Source organism: Runella sp. MFBS21 (assembly GCF_029433105.1).
In the GTDB taxonomy this organism is placed as follows: Bacteria; Bacteroidota; Bacteroidia; order Cytophagales; family Spirosomataceae; genus Runella.
On the sequence record NZ_JARNTW010000005.1, the window covers coordinates 288,174 to 309,421 of the forward strand.

Consider the following 21,248-nt stretch of genomic DNA (forward strand, 5'->3'; position numbering starts at 1 on the left):
CCCAAGCGATGAAAATGCTTAGGGGGAGGCATGACTAGTCTACTTTAACAATTTTCAATGTAATACTTCGAACATCTGTATTGAACTTTAAAAAATAAGTACCAATAGGCGTATTCTGCAAAGGAATTTCTTGACGGTGGTGAAGGGAGGTGATTTCAAAAGTATTTTGTTTCAAAATATTGCCCTTCAAGTCAATGAGTTTCCATTGAATCGTTTGATTTGCTTGCCCTTTTATCAAAACTGTAGCAAAAGAATTCACCACTGGATTGGGAGCGATAGTGGCCCAATCTTTAATTTCGGTACTTTCAATAGGACTATTTTCTTTATTGGCGACTCTGGCATTGCAATTGGTGATGGTTACCGTTTTTGAACCGCTCATGTTTCTGTTACAAGACGAAGTAGCTTGAGTGGCTACGACGGTATAGGAACCTGCAGTAGTTTGATTTCCAAAACTGATGGCATTACCAGTGCCTGAGATTGGAGTGCCGATGTTGGTATTGCTGCGTCGAAGTTGGTAGACGAATCCTTCTTGCGAGCCAGATAGACCAATCGCCACGCCTGAGCCGCCATTACAATAACTACCACCTCCTGTGAGAGCAAAGACATTAGGGCTCTGTCCGAGGTAGATTGTAGCAGTTCCATTCATATTGGTCAAACAAGCTCTTCCTTCTACAAACGCTTCGACTGTATACGTACCAGCTTCGGTGATGTTGGAAAATATGAGGTTGCTGCCTGTACCAGAGATAGGTTCGCGGAAGTTTTGGTTGTCTTTTTTGAGTTGGTATATTACTCCGACTTGTGACCCATTGAGGACGATAGCCGCGGCAGGTGTGTTGCCCGAACTATTAGCACATAGAGTGGCTCCACCTTGCAAATTAAATACGGTCAGTGATGTGGGAGTTGCGTTAATGGTTTGCTGCTGTGAAGAAGCCGAGCAAGTGATATTATTCTGTAAACGCACTTGGAAGGTATAATTTCCTGCGGCAAGGTTGCTGAAAGTGTTGCTTTCTTGCCAATTGGTACCGTCTTTAGAATACTCAAGTGTACCTGTACCAGAAGCATTGACGACGGCGGTACCCGTGTTGGTGGCACAAGTAGGCTGAGTCAAGTTGACGCTGGAAATGGTCGGCGCGTTTGGTACTGCGTTGATTGTTTGCTGTTGCGAAGAAGTCGAACAAGTCGTATTGTTCTGCAATCTCACTTGGAAGGTGTAATTGCCTGCGGCAAGAGTGTTGAAAGTATTACTTTCTTGCCAGTTAGTACCGTCTTTAGAGTATTCCAAAATGCCCGTTCCAGAAGCATTGACAACGGCGGTACCAGTGTTGGTGTCACAAGTAGGCTGGGTCAAGTTGACGCTGGAAATGGTTGGGGCGTTTGGTACTGCGTTGATAGTCTGCTGTTGAGAAGAAGCCGAGCAAGAGGTGTTATTCTGCAACCTTACTTGGAAGGTATAATTCCCTGCTGTGAGTCCACTGAAAGTATTGCTTTCCTGCCAGTTGGTAGCGTCTTTAGAATATTCGAGTGTTCCCGTTCCAGAAGCGTTGACGAGGGCGGTACCGGTGTTGGTAGCACAAGTAGGCTGGGTCAAGTTGACGCTGGAAATGGTTGGCGCGTTTGGTACAGCGTTGATAGTCTGCTGTTGAGAAGAAGCCGAACAAGTCGTACTGTTCTGCAACCTTACTTGGAAAGTATAATTTCCTGCGGGGAGGTTGGTAAAAGTATTACTTTCTTGCCAGTTGGTGCCGTCTTTAGAATATTCAAGTGTTCCTGTACCAGAAGCGTTGACGAGGGCGGTTCCGGTGTTGGTGGCACAAGTGGGCTGGGTTAGGTTAACGCTGGAAATGGTTGGCGCGTTTGGTACGGGGTTAATGGTCTGCTGAGCCGAACTATTGCTGCAAGATGTATTATTCTGCAAACGTACTTGGAAGGTATAATTGCCCGGAGCAAGGCTGTTGAACGTATTACTTTCTTGCCAGTTGGTAGCGTCTTTAGAATATTCAAGTGTTCCTGTACCAGAAGCATTGATGACGGCGGTACCAGTGTTGGTAGCACAAGTAGGTTGGGTCAAATTGACGCTGGAAATAGTTGGGGCGTTTGGTACGGGATTAATGGTTTGTTGTTGTGAAGAAGCCGAGCAAGAGGTGTTATTCTGCAATCTTACTTGGAAAGTATAATTCCCTGCTGTGAGTCCACTGAAAGTATTGCTTTCCTGCCAGTTGGTAGCGTCTTTAGAATATTCAAGTGTTCCTGTTCCAGAAGCGTTGACGAGGGCGGTACCGGTGTTGGTAGCACAAGTAGGCTGGGTCAAGTTGACGCTGGAAATGGTTGGGGCATTTGGTACGGGATTAATGGTCTGCTGTTGAGAAGAAGCCGAACAAGTCATACTGTTCTGCAATCTCACTTGGAAAGTATAATTTCCTGCGGGGAGGTTGGTAAAAGTATTACTTTCTTGCCAATTGGTAGCGTCTTTAGAATATTCGAGTGTTCCCGTTCCAGAAGCGTTGACAACGGCGGTCCCGGTGTTGGTAGTACAAGTAGGCTGGGTCAAGTTGACGCTGGAAATGGTTGGGGCGTTTGGTACAGCGTTGATTGTTTGCTGCGCCGAACTATTGCTACAAGAGGTATTATTCTGCAACCTTACTTGGAAAGTATAATTACCTGGGGCGAGTCCACTGAAAGTATTGCTTTCCTGCCAGTTAGTAGCGTCTTTAGAATATTCAAGTGTTCCTGTACCAGAAGCGTTGACGAGGGCGGTACCGGTGTTGGTGGCACAAGTAGGCTGGGTCAAGTTGACGCTGGAAATGGTTGGGGCGTTTGGTACAGCGTTGATTGTTTGCTGAGCCGAACTATTGCTACAAGAGGTATTATTCTGCAACCTTACTTGGAAAGTATAATTACCTGGGGCGAGTCCACTGAAAGTATTGCTTTCCTGCCAGTTAGTAGCGTCTTTAGAATATTCAAGTGTTCCTGTACCAGAAGCGTTGACGAGGGCGGTAGCGGTGTTGGTGGCACAAGTAGGCTGGGTCAAGTTGACGCTGGAAATGGTTGGGGCGTTTGGTACAGCGTTGATTGTTTGCTGCGCCGAACTATTGCTGCAAGAGGTGTTATTCTGCAACCTTACTTGGAAGGTATAATTTCCTGAGGCAAGGTTGTTGAACGTATTACTTTCTTGCCAGTTGGTGCCGTCTTTAGAGTATTCCAGCGTACCTGTACCAGAAGCGTTGACGAGGGCGGTTCCGGTGTTGGTGGCACAAGTGGGCTGGGTTAGGTTAACGCTGGAAATGGTTGGGGCGTTTGGTACAGCGTTGATTGTTTGCTGTTGAGAAGAAGCCGAACAAGTCATACTGTTCTGCAATCTCACTTGGAAAGTATAATTTCCTGCGGGGAGGTTGGTAAAAGTATTACTTTCTTGCCAATTGGTAGCGTCTTTAGAATATTCAAGTGTTCCTGTACCAGAAGCGTTGACGACGGCGGTACCGGTGTTGGTAGCACAAGTAGGCTGGGTCAGGTTAACGCTGGAAATAGTTGGGGCGTTTGGTACGGGGTTGACAGTCTGCTGAGCCGAACTATTGCTGCAAGAGGTATTATTCTGCAACCTTACTTGGAAAGTATAATTACCTGGGGCGAGCCCACTGAAAGTATTGCTTTCTTGCCAGTTAGTACCGTCTTTAGAGTATTCCAAAGTCCCTGTACCCGAGGCGTTGACGACGGCGGTACCGGTGTTGGTAGCACAAGTAGGCTGGGTCAAATTGACGCTGGAAATAGTTGGGGCGTTTGGTACGGGATTAATGGTCTGCTGTTGTGAAGAAGCCGAACAAGTCGTACTGTTTTGCAAACGTACTTGGAAAGTATAATTTCCTGCTGTGAGGTTGGTAAAAGTATTGCTTTCTTGCCAGTTGGTCCCGTCTTTAGAATATTCGAGTGTTCCCGTTCCAGAAGCGTTGACGACGGCGGTACCGGTGTTGGTGGCACAAGTGGGCTGGGTTAGGTTAACGCTGGAAATGGTTGGGGCGTTTGGTACAGCGTTGATAGTCTGCTGCTGAAAAGAAGCCGAACAAGTCGTACTGTTCTGCAACCTTACTTGGAAGGTATAATTACCTGGGGCGAGCCCACTGAAAGTATTGCTTTCTTGCCAGTTAGTAGCGTCTTTAGCATATTCCAGAGTACCCGTTCCTGAGGCGTTGACGAGGGCGGTTCCGGTGTTGGTGGCACAAGTGGGCTGGGTTAGGTTAACGCTGGAAATGGTTGGGGCATTTGGTACGGAGTTGATAGTCTGCTGAGCCGAACTATTGCTACAAGAGGTGTTATTCTGCAAACGTGCTTGGAAAGTATAATTACCTGGGGCGAGTCCACTGAAAGTATTGCTTTCTTGCCAGTTGGTGCCGTCTTTAGAATATTCGAGTGTTCCCGTTCCAGAAGCGTTGACGACGGCGGTACCGGTGTTGGTGGCACAAGTAGGCTGGGTCAAATTGACGCTGGAAATAGTTGGAGCGTTTGGTACGGGGTTGACAGTCTGCTGAGCCGAACTATTGCTACAAGAGGTATTATTCTGCAAACGTACTTGGAAGGTATAATTTTCTGGGGCGAGTCCACTGAAAGTATTGCTTTCCTGCCAGTTGGTAGCGTCTTTAGAATATTCGAGTGTTCCCGTTCCAGAAGCGTTGACGACGGCGGTACCGGTGTTGGTAGCACAAGTAGGCTGGGTCAAATTGACGCTGGAAATAGTTGGGGCGTTTGGTACGGGATTAATGGTCTGCTGTTGTGAAGAAGCCGAACAAGTCGTACTGTTTTGCAAACGTACTTGGAAAGTATAATTTCCTGCTGTGAGGTTGGTAAAAGTATTGCTTTCTTGCCAGTTGGTCCCGTCTTTAGAATATTCGAGTGTTCCCGTTCCAGAGGCGTTGACGACGGCGGTACCGGTGTTGGTAGCACAAGTAGGCTGGGTCAAGTTAACGCTGGAAATAGTTGGCAGGGTACATGTTTTGCCTGTTGCTTTAATGGAAAAACTATAAGGATTTTCGTCAGTGTCGTCGTTAGCAATGCTAACTAAAGTTGTGCGATCTCCTACTGTTGTGGGTTCAAATTGAATACTAAAGGAAGTACTATCGCCTGGACTGACGGGAGAGTTAGGTTGGGTAATGACCGAAAACTCAGGATCACCCAAAAGCGTTACTTTGGGCGTGCCTGTTAAATTTAGATTTGGTGCTCCCGTATTGAAGATAGTGTACAAGCGACTTGTAGTAGTTCCAATTTCAACTGATCCGAAAAAGGTGTTATTAGGCGTAGAAAAAGTACCAGAACCATTCGCAATAGGCGTATTTTTGCTCTTAATCCCTATTTCTGGAAATACAGAGGGAAGTTCTGCAAATGTAAAGTCTGAAAAATTGCTAACGCCATTGATGTAGCCTATGCGATTTGATAAATCATGGAAAAAACTAATAGGAGGAATAAAACCATTGTTATATTGGACAATACGATAATTACTTGGAGTGCCTACTACATCGGTAGGCAGATAATAAAAGGCAAGATTGGCAGTAATACTACTACCCGTAATGTGCCAATACCGATTGAGTGCATTCGGGCCAATTATATTAGGGTGTTTGCTTTGAATAGCTCTAGCCATTAGAGTGCCAGGGCCGCTCAAGAATAATATACTAACGGGAGAGTAACCATTAGGTGTACCTACGGGTAAGGTAAAAGGTGCGCTAGTGCTAAATGTTTTCTGCAAATTTCCAATGACGTAACCTTGAGTTCGGCTGATACTTCCAGTAGCAGATGACTCCAATATATTATCTCCGCTAGTGATGGTACCAGAGGTGAGAGCCAATACATCACTGATCTCAAGCGGACTCAGAAGAGTAATATTGCCTGTTGAGGTGGTTCTGTTGATGGTTAGATTGCCGAGGAGTTGGTGGTCAGCTACAAATCGAATGCTTCCCATATCGCCCGTAGTATCTCCATCATTTAGGATTAAGTTGCTTGTTGAACTCCCAATAATTCCCGAGTTGAGTGGGGGAGTGGGGAGGAAGCCTCCCAAAGTCAGTGTATTGCTGTTAATGGTAAGAGTACTTGATTCTGTGTTGAATATCAATGAGCTGCCTCCGCCATCGCCATTGATATTCAGGTTGGTATTTAAGTTGACAGTTCCCCCTCCTTTATTAATAGTAAGGTGTGGAAAAGTCAATGAACCAGTACTTGAGGATATATTTTGAGTGGAGCTGCCTTCAAAATAAATAGTTCGACCGTTAAAAGTTAGTGTACCAGAATTCTGCTGACTTAAATCTCCCCATAATTTTAAATCTCCCCCTATTCCTGAAGAGAAGACAAGTGTACCACTATAAATCAGATTTCCTAAGATAATCAAGGGTTGAGTCATCGCTCCCATTGATAAGGTAGAGCCATGATCGATGATTAGATTTCCCGCCAACTGAAAAAGAGAGCTAGTGGAGCTGTTGGAGAGATCAAGGGCTGTATTGTTGCTAAGTTGTACATCAAAGGGATATCCTGTCCCTGAAATAGCATTAGGGGTCCATTCGTTGCCACGAGCAAAGCTGCCAGCTGTATTGTATTTCAGTAAAGAGCCTATGGCGTAGGTGGGAGCATTGCTCAGGGTACCTTCTTGGTTGATTTGAAGAGTTCCGTTTATTTGAACTTGGCCGTTGTTGATTATGGTTCCCGCTATTGCTAATAAACCTGCGACGCTTACATCTACTCCTGTTCCGTCATTGATAGTCAATGAAATTCCATTGTTGACAATAAGGGTTCCACCATTTGCAATAGAAACTTCATCGGCATCTACGCTAGCTGATACAGTGACTATGTGTGGACTTCTGATGGTGATGGTATTAGCATAATTAGCGGTGGGAGCATTGAGCGCTGCCTCCCATTCGATACCGTCAATAGAGGTTTCCCAAGTTGCTAAGTTGTTCCAATGATTGCTTGAAATACTTCGGTAATGCCGAGCTACTGGAGTACTTATGTTAATATTAAAACTTGCATCAGTATAAGCTCCGCAATCATCGCTAGCTCTGATAATAATAATGTGATTACCAGTAGGCTGTACATTATTGAAAGATACTACACCGCTGTTGTTGACCGATACACTTCCGCTGTAAGTTCCCGATGATTGAATTTCATAGGTTAAGATAGAACCATTGTCGGTAGCCACGGAAGGCGAATTTGTAGTAGCAGTGCCTGCTTCAATGGAAATGTCGGCGTAAGACAATGTAGGGGAGGGGTTGGTGTGGGTACTAACGGAAAGAGACGTCGTTTGCGACTGATTGAGGGCATTGGTTACTTTGACGGTAAAAGTAGCGTCGGTAGCATCGCAAAGGGTAGCTATCGAAGCATCCACGATTCCAGTAGGAGCAATAGCAATATTGCTGATAGTGACACCATTAGAGGTAGCCGAAGGCCCGAAGTTTGTCCCATCACTACTGATACTTATAGAAAGAGTTTCGGGCATTTGGTCAGTACCAGAGGTGACAGTCCCCAAGGAGCTAACAATCGTTTTTCCTTGCGTATTGCTCACCGAAGATACCACAAAAGAAGGCTGGAAATTTTCTGGGTAGAATTTGACTTCGGCGATTTGGGTAGAAATAACGGTGCTGGAGTTTTGAATGCTAGGAAATATGAGCATGTAGCTCTTGTAGGGAGTAGTATTAGTGAAGCTTACTAATTGAGAATAGGCGTCGTTGAGGGAATTGATATTGCGATCTAGTGGAAGATTTAGGTCCCCCGAACTGATAAGGGTAAAAACAGAAGTATCAAAAGGACCGCTACCGTTAAAGGTATTATTAGTTCCATAAATAGCATAACTTGCAGGGTCGCGGTCAGGGTAGTCATTGGCAGTGTAGATGCGCATTTGATTGATAATTCTCCCATTTCCTTCGCAAGTAGAAGGGGTAAATATGAATCCTGCGTTGCTAGTGGTACGAATAAGCGATTTACTAGCCGTTCCGTCAAAGGCAAACATAGGTCCTTCTGAGCTGTTCCATAAACCTACTCCTAACTGAAATTGGCCTTCATTGAGGCGTCCTCCCCAAAAAGGCATATCCGGCGTCATAACTGCCGCGCTGAGTAGGGTAAGTGTGGCGGCACTTGATGTAGCACTTGTACAGCCAGTAGAAGACACGATGACATCATAGGAGCCTGCGTCAGTGATACTGACGTTTGGGATGGTATAATTATGGTCGGTAGCATTCGGAATATCAGTACCCCCTTTACGCCATTGGTAGCCTAAATTGGTACCAGTAGCACTTACAGAAAAGGTTGCGGAGTTGTGGGGACAAACCAACTGGTTTGAAGGAGATGTAATGATTGACGCACCATTGACCGTCACTGTAGCGGAGGCAGTCAAAGAAGTGCCACAAGCTCCGCTCACAACTACACTGTACTCATCGCCGCTGTTGCTTAACGTAAGTAGAGGGGTATTATAAGTAGAATTAGTAGAGAGAGTTTGGTCATTTTTTTTCCAGACATACGTCAAAAGAGAGCCAGTGGCGGTCACATTAAATGTAGCTTTTGATCCTGCACATACCGTCGTAGAAGCAGGAGGTATTGTGATAGAAGGTTCAGTACAGATGTTTGTCAAGGTAAAGCTAGTTGGAGAAGTCACCCCATTGGACTCTGTGGTGACGGTATAGGTACCGCCTACATTGTTGGCACTGACGGTGCCACTAGTGGCTAGACCTTGGTCATTGATGGTAGCCATAGTGGTAGTAATAGTTGCTTTTGCTCCACTAGCAGGCGCTGTAAATGTCACTTTTCCATCCTTTACTGGCTCAGAATAAGAAGATGTAACGGTGACAATCAATGGATGAGTGAAGGCAGTACTGAGATTGGCGCTTTGATTGTTGCCTTCAGAAATGAACATGGTAAAGCCCTGAGATTCAAAAGCTCCTATGTCAACGCCGCTTTGGTGGGGACGGCTAATCCCTCGCTGGTCAGTATTTATACTAGTATTGGTGCCTGCATTAATAGCGGGACTGCCTGGAAGTAATGGATGGGTAGGCGTATAATAACCATACGTATCAAGGGGGGCTAATAAGGGAGATGTAGAAAGTATATTGCCGTTGACGCCATTGCTCATTCCTCCCGACGTACTTGGAGTTGAGCTTAAAATATTATGGGAACTCGTATTACTTACAGTTCCATAAATATTAGTAGCTGGATTGTTAGCAAGAATTGTATTGGTAAGCACAATGGTTGAATTATTGGCAATAAAAATCCCTCCCCCCTCTGACGCTTGATTATAAGCGATTGTACAATGTGTCATGGAGAGGTCGCCAAATTGAATATTAAGGCCCCCGCCCCCTCCAGAAGCCACGTTGTTACTGATGGTACAGTTGGTGAGTGTATTGGAGGTTCCAAAACTGATAAAACCCGCCCCCGTACTACTGACAGTATTATTGTCGATAGTACAGCTGTTAAGCGTAATTACCCCGTCGTTTTGGATGCCGCCTCCTTGAAGTGCGGTATTGCCCGTAATTCTACATTGATTTAAGGTCAAAGTAGCTGAATTTTGGATACCTCCTCCTTGAGTGGGGTGATTTCCATTGCTAATAGTAAGTAGAGTCAAAAAAGCTGTTACAGGGCTTTGCTCAGAGGCACTTTCAACATTGAAAATTCGAAACTGTATATCTCCAGATCGTGTGATAGTGACACCACTTGTGCCACCGTTGATATGGACGCTTTTTTCAATCAGCAGTTCCCCGCTAGTAAGCGTAACGGTCGAAACATTTGATGCAAACACGATAAGGTCATTGTTGGAGGCGGTAGCAAGTGCGTTTCGCAATGAACCAGGGCCGTTGTCGTTGCCATTGGTAACGGTGAGCGTAGCAGCGGCACTAATAAAAGGGGTAAAAGTCAGCCATAAAATGACCAAACTCTGCCCCAAAAAACAGAGCGGATGCAAGCGTAGAGAGTTTTTCATAACTACTTTGAAATGTAAAATTGAGCGAAAAACCATTCTTTACTCGCCCTCTTTAGGGTAGTAAAGATGGAATGAATACAAACACAAAGATGGTTTTTGAGGCTTGGGCTGTGTTAACTCAAAATGGAGATTCTTTTGCTCATTTTGAGCAAAATGCAATTTTTGAATAAAGGAAAGGGGCTATTTGATTAATTCAGACGGAGTATGTCCAAATTCCTCTTGAAAAACTTTTGTGAAATAGGACAGGCTTTCAAAGCCTACTTGAAAGGCTATATCGGAGACGGTTCCGGTTTTTTGTTTGAGTAAATCAGCCGCCCGCTGTAACCTATAACGTCTCACAAACTCTGTCGCGGTATAATTGGTGAGAGCTTTGAGTTTGCGGCGGAGTTGAAAAGAAGAAAGGCTCATTTCATGGGCAAACTGCGTGATATCGAAGCTACTGTCAGCAATGTTTTTTTCAATAACTTCTTTTGCTTTTTGGAGGAAAGCTTCATCGATAGAGCTTACTTTTACTTCCGTGGGTCGTAGGTCAACGATAGCTTTACTGAACAATTCCTGAAGCTGCCTACGAATTTTGATTAAGTTTTGTACTCGTATTTTGAGTTCATTGGCATCAAAAGGCTTAATAAGGTAATCATCTGCGCCGAGTTCCAAACCTTCGATGCGGTTGGCTAGGGTGGCTTTAGCGGTGAGTAATATGAAAGGGACATGGCTGGTTTTGGCGGAAGATTTAAGGTATTTACAAAGCTCAAATCCATCCATACGAGGCATCATAAGGTCACTGATGATAATATCAGGGATAGAGTTCATTGCTTTCTCAAGCCCGTCTATGCCATCTATAGCTTCGATGATTTGGTATTCATCCTCAAAAATTTCTCTTATGTAAGTTCTCAAGTCTTGATTGTCTTCCACAATTAACAGCACCTCTTCGGGCATTTTGGGAGGAGGTGGGGGTGTGAGGGGGGCGTCGGCAGTAGAGAGTGCGGAAATGGCTTCATGCTTTTGTGAATTAAGCGGCCTAATTTGGGTTTTGGAGTCTGCGGCTCTTAATGGCAAAGAGAGGCTAAAGGTAGTTCCTAAGTTTTCTTGGCTTGTGACCTGGATTGACCCTTGTAGCAAATCAACTAGTTCTTTGACCAAGGTAAGGCCAATGCCGGTACCTTCGTAGTTTTGTTTTTTGGAGACATCGACTTGAAAAAAGCGGTCAAAAATCTTCTCCAAATTTTGTTCAGGAATACCAATGCCGGTGTCTTTGAGGATAATTTTTATTTGGTCAAAAGCTTCGCTATAATAAATACTCAGTGAAATGCGCCCACCATTTGGGGTAAACTTAAAGGCATTGGAAAGCAGATTGAGAATGATTTTTTCGAACTTATCATGGTCAAAAAAAACCGTTGCGTTAGATTTGTTTTGGGCGAATTCAAACTGAATATCTCGGCTTTGTGCCAAAGATTGAAAAGAAGTGACCAACACTTGAATAAATTTTGCTAAGTTTCCTGGTTGCGAGTCAACAGTCATTTGTTTAGCATCAAGTTTAGTGACGTCAAGGAGTTGGTTGATAAGTGTGAGTAAACGCTGCGCGTTTCGTTCGATGAGCGAGAGGCTTTCTAGGGTAGGAAACTTCTTTTTTAATTCCTGAATAGGGCCGATAATAAGGGTAAGTGGGGTACGAAATTCGTGTGAAATGTTGGTGAAAAAATTGGTCTTAAGCGTGTCTAATTCTGCTAATCGGGAGGTTTCTTGGTCTTTAAAACGGATTTGTTCTTTTAATCGTACCCGATTGAGTTGGATATAATAAAGACGATAGAGTACGTAGCAAATTATGATTGAATAAATCAAATACGCTGACCAAGTTCGATAAAAAGGAGGTCGAATATAAATATGTAGCGCGATAGGTTTGCTCCATAGCTCGCCGTCGGTAGTACCTTGTACTTTGAGTGTATAGTGCCCATAGGGAAGTTGGGTAAAATTAGCGAAGCGATTGGTACCTATATCTATCCATTCTTGACCGCTGCCGGATAATTGATATCGAAATCGATTTTTGATAGGGTTACTCAAGTCCATGACTACAAACTCAAAGGTGAGTGAATTTTGCTTATAGTCTAGTAGTAGTTGTGAAGTATATTCAATAGATTGTTGAAGAATACCAGTCGTATCGCCAGGAATGACAGTCTTGTTGTTAATTTTTAGGTCAATAATTTTAACGGTGGGTGATTTTTTATTGTGACCTATTTTAGAGGGTCGAAAAATGGTAATGCCATTGACGCCACCAAAGAGAATCTCGTCTGAAGAGGCTTTGAAATAAGAATTGGTATTAAATTCGTCACCTTGTAGACCATCCGATTTATTAAAATTACTAAAAATAAAAGTGCTAAGATTGAGTCGAGCAATACCCCTGTTGGTACTTACCCAAAGGTTGTTGTATTCGTCGGAGAGTACCCCATATACTACTTTGTTGGGTAATCCTTGGGCTTCTGTAAAATGCTGAAATTGTCCATTTCGTTTGTCGAGGCGTTCGAGCCCCCCTCCTTTGGTACTCACCCATAGATAATTGCGCGGCTGTAAAGGGTCATCTAGTAACCCTGATACAAAATCATTGCTTAAACTTTGCCGATTAGTAGGGTTGTTTTTGTAAATCGAAAAAGAAGGTGATACATAAGGGTTTTCGACTTTAATGAGACCTTTTTGGGTTCCAATCCATAGATTGCCTAATACATCTTCCAAAAGAGAAAATGTTTCAACAGTGGCGCCATTTTGGGGTAATAAGTGCTTATAATTGTGGATTTTATATTGCTCTTTGGTGGGGTCAAAATACAACAAAATACCATCGGTATAACCTATCCACAGCGACCCATTTTTACTTTCTAAAAGTCTATAACTAGCCGTAGAGGTTTCTTTGAGAGCAGGAATAGGATATTGTTTTAGTAGTTGCCAGTTGGGGGCATATTTCTTTAAAGTGCGACTGACTTGAGGTACAACTCTCGTCAATAACCAATAATGGCCCTTTGAGTCTTGCAATAAAGCATCGTGAAGGTCATTGGAGGCATAAGAAGTGTTGGGTATTTTTTTTAGGGTATTTGTAATTTTGTCTAATTCATAAAAATGATACGAAGGACGATAATTGGCATGTATATATACTTTTCGTTGACGGTCTTGGTAGAGGTAGGCTGGCGAATAGCTTGGTAAAAATGACTGAAACTCTTTGGTATGGGGATTAAATTTTAACAGGCCATAGCCTAGAGTGGTAGCCCATAGATTATTTTGTTGGTCTTGAAAAATATAATTAATCGTACGAGTCGCCTTACTCAAGTGAAAGGGTATAGAAAGTTGGGCGTGAGCATTTTGAGGCGTAAGTTCAGAAGTTTTATGAAAATCCTTTATAGGGAGTAGCCACACATACTCCTGATTGTAAATTGTTAAGGTGCTGTCATTCAGTAAGTTTAAACTGCTTTGTTTATTGGCAGGAACCCGAATTTGTGTTAACTTTTGATGATTCCAATTGATAATTGATTCATCAGTTGCAGCCCAGAAACCGTGCCTGGAGGTTTTCAAAACAGCATTAGTAACAGTACGCTGGAGGATTTTATGGTGTTTCTGATAAATAGTATCTAGTTGATAAAGGTGCTCGGCATATTGTAGGGGTAGGGGAACATTGTCATGGATAAACTGAGGGATTTGTTGGCTATGTTTGATGTTTACTTTTTCGACCAGATGCGAAAACTCACTGGTAGAGAGAGTAAGCTGACGTGGGTTAATTTTAAAGTATTTTCCAGCTTGCACGGTGAAAATCCAAATATAACCTTGTTGATCTTCTTTTAGATAAACAATGCTATAATTGCCCGCATTGTTGAATCCTTGGTCGCGGATGTCTGCATGGTAAAATTTATGGGTCTTTGGGTCATACAAGTTGAGGCCGTCTTTTTCGGTTCCCACCCATATCCTCCCTTTGGTGTCTTCCAACAAAGCAGTACAAGTATTGCCAGAAATACTGAAAGGATTGTAGGGGTCATTGGTAAATACCTTGAAATTGTAGCCGTCGTAGCGATTGAGGCCATCTTTGGTCGCAATCCACATAAAGCCTTCTCGGTCTTGGCGCAGGTCATACACCATGCCTTGCGAAAGCCCGTCAGAAATAGTAATACTTTGCCAAGGGGAAGATTGTGCAAAAAGAAAGGAAGAGTAAAGATAAAGAATCAAGAAAAAACGCATAATCAATAGGTACTTCACTACAAATATAGGAGAAATCTCATAAGCATAAATTGAATCTACCTATGCTTATGAGATTAAAGTGAAAAAACCTTGATTATATTTTAATGACTTTGATAGATGTTTTTTGGAATGTAGAAGTTGTTAAGTGTATCCAATAAACCCCCGCTTTTAAATGAGATACATTTAAGGTGGTGGTATACATAGGTGAAGAAACTTGAAAAGAGCCCTGCTGTAATAAAGAACCTTGTATATTTGAAATATGCCATTCAACAGATTGTTGAGCAATACCCCTTACGATAAGTTCAAGGATTGAATTTACCACAGGATTGGGAGCGATAGTGACCCATTCTTTAGTTTCGCTACTTTCAATATTGCTATTTTCAGCATTGGCGACTCTGGCATTACAATTGGTAATGGTTACAGTTTTAGACCCTGTCATGTTTCTGTTACAAGACGAAGTAGCTTGAGTAGCCACGACGGTGTATGAACCTGCGGCGGTTTGATTTCCAAAGCTAATGGCATTGCCAGTGCCTGAGATTGGAGTACCGATGTTGGCATTGCTGCGTCGAAGTTGATAAACAAATCCTTCTTGTGAACCACTTAGGCCAATAGCTACGCCATTTCCACCGTTGCAGTAGCTACCTCCCCCAGTGAGAGAAAAGACATTGGGTGTCTGTCCGAGGTTGATTGTAGCAGCTCCATTCATAGTAGTCAGACAAGCCCCTCCTTCCACGAAAGCTTCTACCGTATAGTTACCAGCTTGGTTTATGTTGGAGAATACGAGGTTGTTACCATTACCAGAGATAGGTTCTCGGAAGTTTTGGTTGTCTTTTTTGAGTTGGTAAAGTACTCCGACTTGTGAGCCATTGAGGAGGAGGGCGGCGGCAGGAGTGTTACCCGAATTATTAGCACAGAGTGTGGTTCCTCCTTGTAAGGTAAAGACAGTTAAAGAAGTAGGCACTGAATTAATGGTTTGCTGCTGAGAAGAAGCCGAGCATGTCGTATTGTTCTGCAATCTTACTTGAAAAGTGTAGTTGCCTGGGGCAAGCCCGCTAAAAGTGTTGCTTTCTTGCCAGTTGATGCCGTCTTTAGAATATTCCAGAGTACCTGTACCAGAGGCGTTGACGAGGGCGGTTCCGGTGTTGGTGGCACAAGTAGGCTGAGTCAAATCTATCCCTGAAATGGTTGGAGCAGTGGGCACAGGGTTGACAGTTAGACTTAATGCTTCTGAAATACAACCTGTTTGCGTGTTTTTAGCAGTTATTGAATAGTTATTTGGAGCTAGTGCACTAAAGGTAGTTTGTGGTTGATAATCAGTACCGTTTACACTATACTCTATATTGCTTCCCGTTGGCGTAGTAATGGTAATTGTTCCGGTTTGAATGGCACAAGTGGGTTGGGTAGTAACAGATGCCGTAGGTGCGCTAAAGGCACTGCATACTACCGTAATGACCACATCATTTCCATCGCCACCGATATAAGATATAGAAGCAGAGAAATTACTTCCTAGAAAACTGCTGATAGTTGCCCCTTCGGCGAGGCCAATAAAAGTACCAGTAATAGCATCGGTATTGTCATTATCAACAATCTTAAACGTTTGGCCTAATACGGGAACATAAGTACCGCTTAGTGCCAGTGTGGCTCCGGTCAAATTAATCCCTCCTGACACCGTCAGTTGGGTATATGAGTTTCCAGTACCATCTCCAGGCGTAGTGCCGTTGAGAACAATGGCCACATCACTACTAAAGGAAAGCGTACTGCTTGTAACGTCAGTACCCGTAAAAGTAGGTTTCACCGCCGCAGGCGAAGTGCCTGAATCAAGAAGTAATGTACCCCCGCCTGTACTGATACTTCCACCTTTGATATTGATATCACCATTGCTAATCAACTGCATTGCGGTGGCAGTAGTTCGCGAAATGTCGGCTTCGACGTTGATAGTACCACTATTGGCTGCGCCAATGACCAACGTACCGCCACTCACTAGGTCTAGCTCGGTATCAGTTAAACTTAATTGCCCGTTAGTTTCGGTACCGAGAGAGATTGAGCGAGCAGTAGTAGCTGAGGCTAAGATGACAGTAGAAGAGGTTGCTATTCCCCCAGAAAGTAAAGAGATATTATCCGCATTGATGGTGATTGTTCCACCATTTGCTGCGATTCCGCCGTTAGAGCCTTGATCTAAAACAAGGGTTCCCTCTGCCCCAGTTGAAATCGTAATGGGAGCATTGCCGGCATTGTTATTAAAAACGGAGCCTCCTCCATTGGTTTGAAGGATTTTAAAATCTCTCCCTGCCGTGGCTGATAAGCTTCCGCCGTTACTTTGTACATATGTAGCAGCAGATATGACAATATCACGGTCAGCTAGAACTGCTACACTCTGACCGTTTACATCTCCGTATCCGTTTACAGTACCCAAAATAAGGTCACGACCCGCATTCACGGTCATCACTCCGCTTGCTGCACCAATCCCGTTTACAGCCCCGTGTTCTGTGATAAGGTCTGAGGCAACCCCCGTAGTCTGTAGGGTTACATTACCCGAACCTTTCACTTGTTCTACGACTCTCATAGTACCGCTTGTCACTATGTGAATTATTCCGGAAGTACCTGTTGCCGTTACTCCATTTAAGCTACCATTCGTACCGCCAAGGGTTAGGTCACCAATGTTTGAAACAAATATCCCGGCGTTAGTGGTAGTGCCTTCAAATTTACCGGTTTGTGTATTGATTGGGACGGAGGAGGTTCCCACTCCCGCTGTAGCTTGAAAAACTAATTCGGTAGCAATCAGACTAAACGTGGCAGAAGCACTAATAGTACTAGAAACTCCCGTTTGGGCAATATTGATATTGATTGCAGCAGACGATAGACTTCCACTTCCGCTGAATGTGACATTGTTTGTACCACTACTGATAGAAACATTATCGATTGTTAAAGACGAAACTAAATCGGCATCTGCAATTGTAATGGTGCTTGTGCCGCTACCAGTGGCAATATCTCCGCCCGATTGGGTAAATACACCACTATTAAGCGTAAAGGAGGTGTTTGCTCCACTTTTACTAATTGAGATACTTTCATCGGTAGATAGCGAAATAAGCAAGGTATTGTTGGCATTGTCCCAAGTATAGGTAGCGGCAAACGTATTGCTAAACATCATCAAACTTAAAAAGCCACTCATTAATGGTTTAAAGGCAGACTTGAAGAAATGGGGTGTAAATTTTTTTTTCATGAGTTGAGCATTTGATTTTCAGGGAATCGTATTTGATAAAACAAGGATTGAGTAATACAAGACAGGCAAACTTTACACTTATCGATAAGTGCAAAGAAGCAAGCAGCCTTTTAGTGCGATAAAATATCGCAAATGTGTGGTTTTTGTAAAAAGAAGGGTTAACACAAATCCAGCATTCTTTGCCATAAATCCAGCAATCTGACAAAAAAACTATGAAATCATAACTTTAGAGCCTTTTAAGACTAGTACTCTGAAGGTAATACATGGTATCTTTCTTGAAATACTTTGGTGAAATAAGAAAGGTTTTCAAAGCCCGTTTGGTAAGCGACTTCAGAAACAGTCGCATTTTTTTGCTTTAACAAAATCGCCGCTTTTTCTAAACGATACACGCGGATAAATTCTACGGTGGTGAGATTGGTGAGTGCTTTGAGTTTTCGAAGCAATTGAGAAGCGCTTAGATTAGCGGCAGCGGCCAACTGCTCTACACCAAAAGTACTATCAGATAGATTTTTATCAAGAATGATTTTGATCTTCTGGATAAATACCTCTTCTAAAGATAAACTTGCCTCTAAAGCAGAAGGCGTAGTTGTGGCAGTCTGTAAGTAATATTGTTTGAGATTTTCTCGCATACTAACCAGATTTTGCACGCGTATTTTTAGCTCAGCGGCATTGAAAGGCTTGATAAGGTAATCATCTGCGCCAAGTCCTAAACCTTGTAGTTTATTCTCAAGTGTTACTTTGCCTGTTAATATTATAATAGGAATATGGCTGGTTTTGACGGAAGATTTGAGGTATTTGCAAAGCTCAAACCCGTTTATACGGGGCATTATCAGGTCACTGATGATAATGTCGGGGATAGAATTGGTTGCTTTTTCAAGTCCGTCTATACCATCAACGGCTTCGATGATTTGGTAATCATTCTCAAAAATCTCTCTTATGTAAGTTCTCAAATCTTCATTGTCTTCCACAATCAGCAATACCTCTTCGGTTGTATTTGGAGCAGGGAAGAGGGGGGGCATGGTGGTGGCGTCGTTGGCAGAAGGAGAGAAAATAGCCTCGTCTTTTTGAAAATAGAGTGGTAAGTTTTCCGTTGGGTGTGTGGCTGGTTTTAATGGCAAAGTTACGCTAAAAGTAGTACCTAGGTTTTGTTGGCTAGTGACTTGGATGGAACCTTGGAGCAAATTCACGAGTTCCTTAACCAAAGTAAGGCCGAGGCCTGTACCTTCATAGTTGGGTTGGTTGGTGCCCTCGACTTGAAAAAAGCGGTCAAAAATCTTCTCTAGTTTTTGTTCAGGAATCCCGATGCCGCTGTCTTTGACGATGATTTTGACTTCGTCCAAAGCTTCACCATAATAAACGCCGAGCGAAATACTCCCTCCATTGGGGGTAAATTTAAAAGCGTTGGAAAGCAAATTGAAAATGATTTTTTCAAACTTATCGGGGTCAAAATAGACGTTTGCATTGATTTGGTTCTGAAAAATCTCAAACTGAATATGTCTGCTTTCGGCCAAAGATTGAAAAGAAGGCACCAAGGATTGAGTAAACTTTGCTAAGTTTCCAGCTTGCAAATCAACGGGCATTTCTTTGGCCTCCAATTTACTGACGTCTAGCAGTTGATTGATAAGAGAGAGTAGACGTTGGGCGTTTCGTTCGATGAGCCAGAGGCTTTCGAGGGTAGGAAACTTCTTTTTTAATTCTTGAATAGGACTGATAATAAGGGTAAGTGGAGTACGGAATTCGTGCGAAATGTTGGTGAAGAAATTGGTTTTGAGGGTGTCTAGCTCTTTTAGGTAGTTGGCTTGCTGTTGTTTGTACGACAGCTCTCTTTCGGTATCTGATTGGGCTTGTTGAGAATTGTGAATAATTTTTCCTAAAAAAAGGCCAAATACAAAAATCTCGATAATATACATTAGGTAGGCAAAGGTGTATTTCCAAGGAATTTCGATTTGGGTAACCAAGCTAATTTGAATCAAAATATAGCTACTGATACCCAACAAAAAAGGGGTAGAATAGCTCCAGTCGATTTTGGCTGAATGGATACCCGCAGCCATATATAGTCCAACGACCACAAGCCAACAAAAAATAGACAGATAGGAGGAGATTTCTAACCAATACCATTGATAATTAAAAATGATGCAAAGTGCAAGGATAACCGTAATTCCGATGATGATATTTAAGAGTAATCTGACAGGCCTGAGCTTACTTGGATAGGGCAATATGGACTGAACTACCCAGACGTATCCAATTGGCATGATATGATAAGACATAAAATTGATGATAGTAGCGGTAGACCCAGGTTGGGTGAAAAATACTCCCAAGAGGCTATTGATACCCCAGAAGGCGAAGGTCCTTAAAATTAAGAAGTAAGAATAGTAGCGAAACGTAACATCTTTGACGACAAAAAACACCAATAGCAGTACATAAAAAAGCCGAAGAAGGCTAATACCATGCAAAAAACCATTGCCTTGGAGTTCTGCTCCTTGGGTGGTGATATATTGGGAGTAAGTATATAATTCAATCTGGGCATAATGACTCCGTTGACTTTGAACGCGGATAAAAATGATCTTTTGGCCTTGAGGAGTGAGATTAAAACTTGTATGAGGACTCATACTACCATAAAAAAACTCGGGTTTTGAAACAAGGGTGCCTTTTTTCTGAACCTTATAACGGCCCTGTGAATCAGGTAAATAAAAGTCAAGGCTCTCGGGAAGGGGATTGTCCCACTTTATCACCCAATGCGCATTTTGAGAGCTTGTATTTTTTAAATGTACCTTGAACCAGAATGTACGCTTTGAAAAAGGAATCAAAATATCTTTTTTTTCAATGGGCTTGAAGTCTTTGTGCTGAATTTCTTTAAAAGTAAGTTTAGAAGTACTATCTTCAAAAACTGAAGAATAAGGGGTGAGATCAATCTGCGTTGAAATATCACTTATAGATACTAGACACTGACTATTAGTTGATAAGGATAAAAAGAAGAATATAAAAACTAAAATCGATTCCTTATATTTCATGCGATTTACTCTAAGGCTTTTAAGGACGATTTGAGCCTGCCGGGGACTTTCAAACGTTGCTAAGAGTTATCAAAATTACAGATTGGATTTAATTGCACAATAATTTTAGAAGTGGAATATTCTTATTCAACATATTGCTTCGCTAGAAAATGTCGTGTCTTACTTTGTATATGGGGCAAAATTTTCATCCTTAGTTTTTATAATCCCCAAAATGTACGCTTGATTCCCCAAACCAAATTGGCATGGTTGTTTTGAACGTATAGTTATGTACGACAACAAATCTTACTAAACTATGAAAACAAACATGAAATTGGTGGCAGTTCTGTTCTTGATAGGAGGGTTGACTGCCTGTGGTGGCTCATCAGACACAGAAGATACCACCGAAAAAACAAACGAAGAACGAATCGAAGCCACTGCTCCTACAGAGGCAGCGGCAGATGCCCAAGAAGACGATGCTGAGTTTTTGGCAGAAGCCGCAAGCGGGAGTATGATGGAAGTCGAGTTAGGGAAATTGGCACTTCAAAAATCAATGTCGCCTAAGGTCAAAGACTTTGCCCGAATGCTCGTGGATGACCATACCAACGCTATTGCTGATTTAGAAAATATTGCTTCTCAAAAAAATTTGGCTTTGCCAGTAGCCCTGATGGATAAGCATCAAAGAATGGTCAATAAGTTTAAGGATGAGACTGGGAAAAATTTTGATAAAAAATACCTCGATATGATGGTGGATGACCATAAAGAAGATATCAAAGAGTTTCAGGAAATAGTGGAAGAATCAAAAGATACAAATATCAAGGATTTTGCTTCTAAAACGCTTCCCAAATTGACCGCTCATCTGGAAATGGCCGAACGTCTCGAACGTGGAATGAAGTAA

Annotated in this window: 5 protein-coding genes; 1 reads left to right on the top strand and 4 read right to left on the bottom strand. The window is 42.8% G+C overall.

The window, feature by feature from the left end:
• Positions 1–34: 34 nt before the first annotated feature.
• The 4 genes from P1X15_RS14120 to P1X15_RS14135 form a co-directional block, all read right to left on the bottom strand.
• Entirely contained in the window at positions 35–9,934 is a 9,900-nt protein-coding gene (locus P1X15_RS14120; RefSeq protein ID WP_277338774.1) for a choice-of-anchor Q domain-containing protein, read from the bottom strand.
• Between the two features lie 180 nt (positions 9,935–10,114).
• On the bottom strand, positions 10,115–14,143 hold the full coding sequence (locus tag P1X15_RS14125) for a two-component regulator propeller domain-containing protein (RefSeq protein WP_277338775.1): 4,029 nt from the start codon (positions 14,141–14,143) through the stop codon (positions 10,115–10,117).
• Between the two features lie 94 nt (positions 14,144–14,237).
• Positions 14,238–17,363: a T9SS type A sorting domain-containing protein gene (locus P1X15_RS14130; RefSeq protein ID WP_277338777.1), complete on the bottom strand. Its 3,126-nt coding sequence runs from the start codon at positions 17,361–17,363 to the stop codon at positions 14,238–14,240.
• A gap of 242 nt (positions 17,364–17,605) precedes the next feature.
• Complete coding sequence (locus tag P1X15_RS14135) at positions 17,606–20,374, bottom strand: ATP-binding protein (RefSeq protein ID WP_277338778.1); 2,769 nt, start codon at positions 20,372–20,374, stop codon at positions 17,606–17,608.
• A 292-nt stretch (positions 20,375–20,666) separates the two neighbouring features.
• Between P1X15_RS14135 and P1X15_RS14140 the strand changes: the two genes are divergently transcribed.
• Positions 20,667–21,248 carry a DUF4142 domain-containing protein gene (locus tag P1X15_RS14140; protein ID WP_277338779.1) on the top strand — a complete coding sequence of 194 codons (582 nt, stop codon included), beginning with the start codon at positions 20,667–20,669 and terminating at the stop codon, positions 21,246–21,248.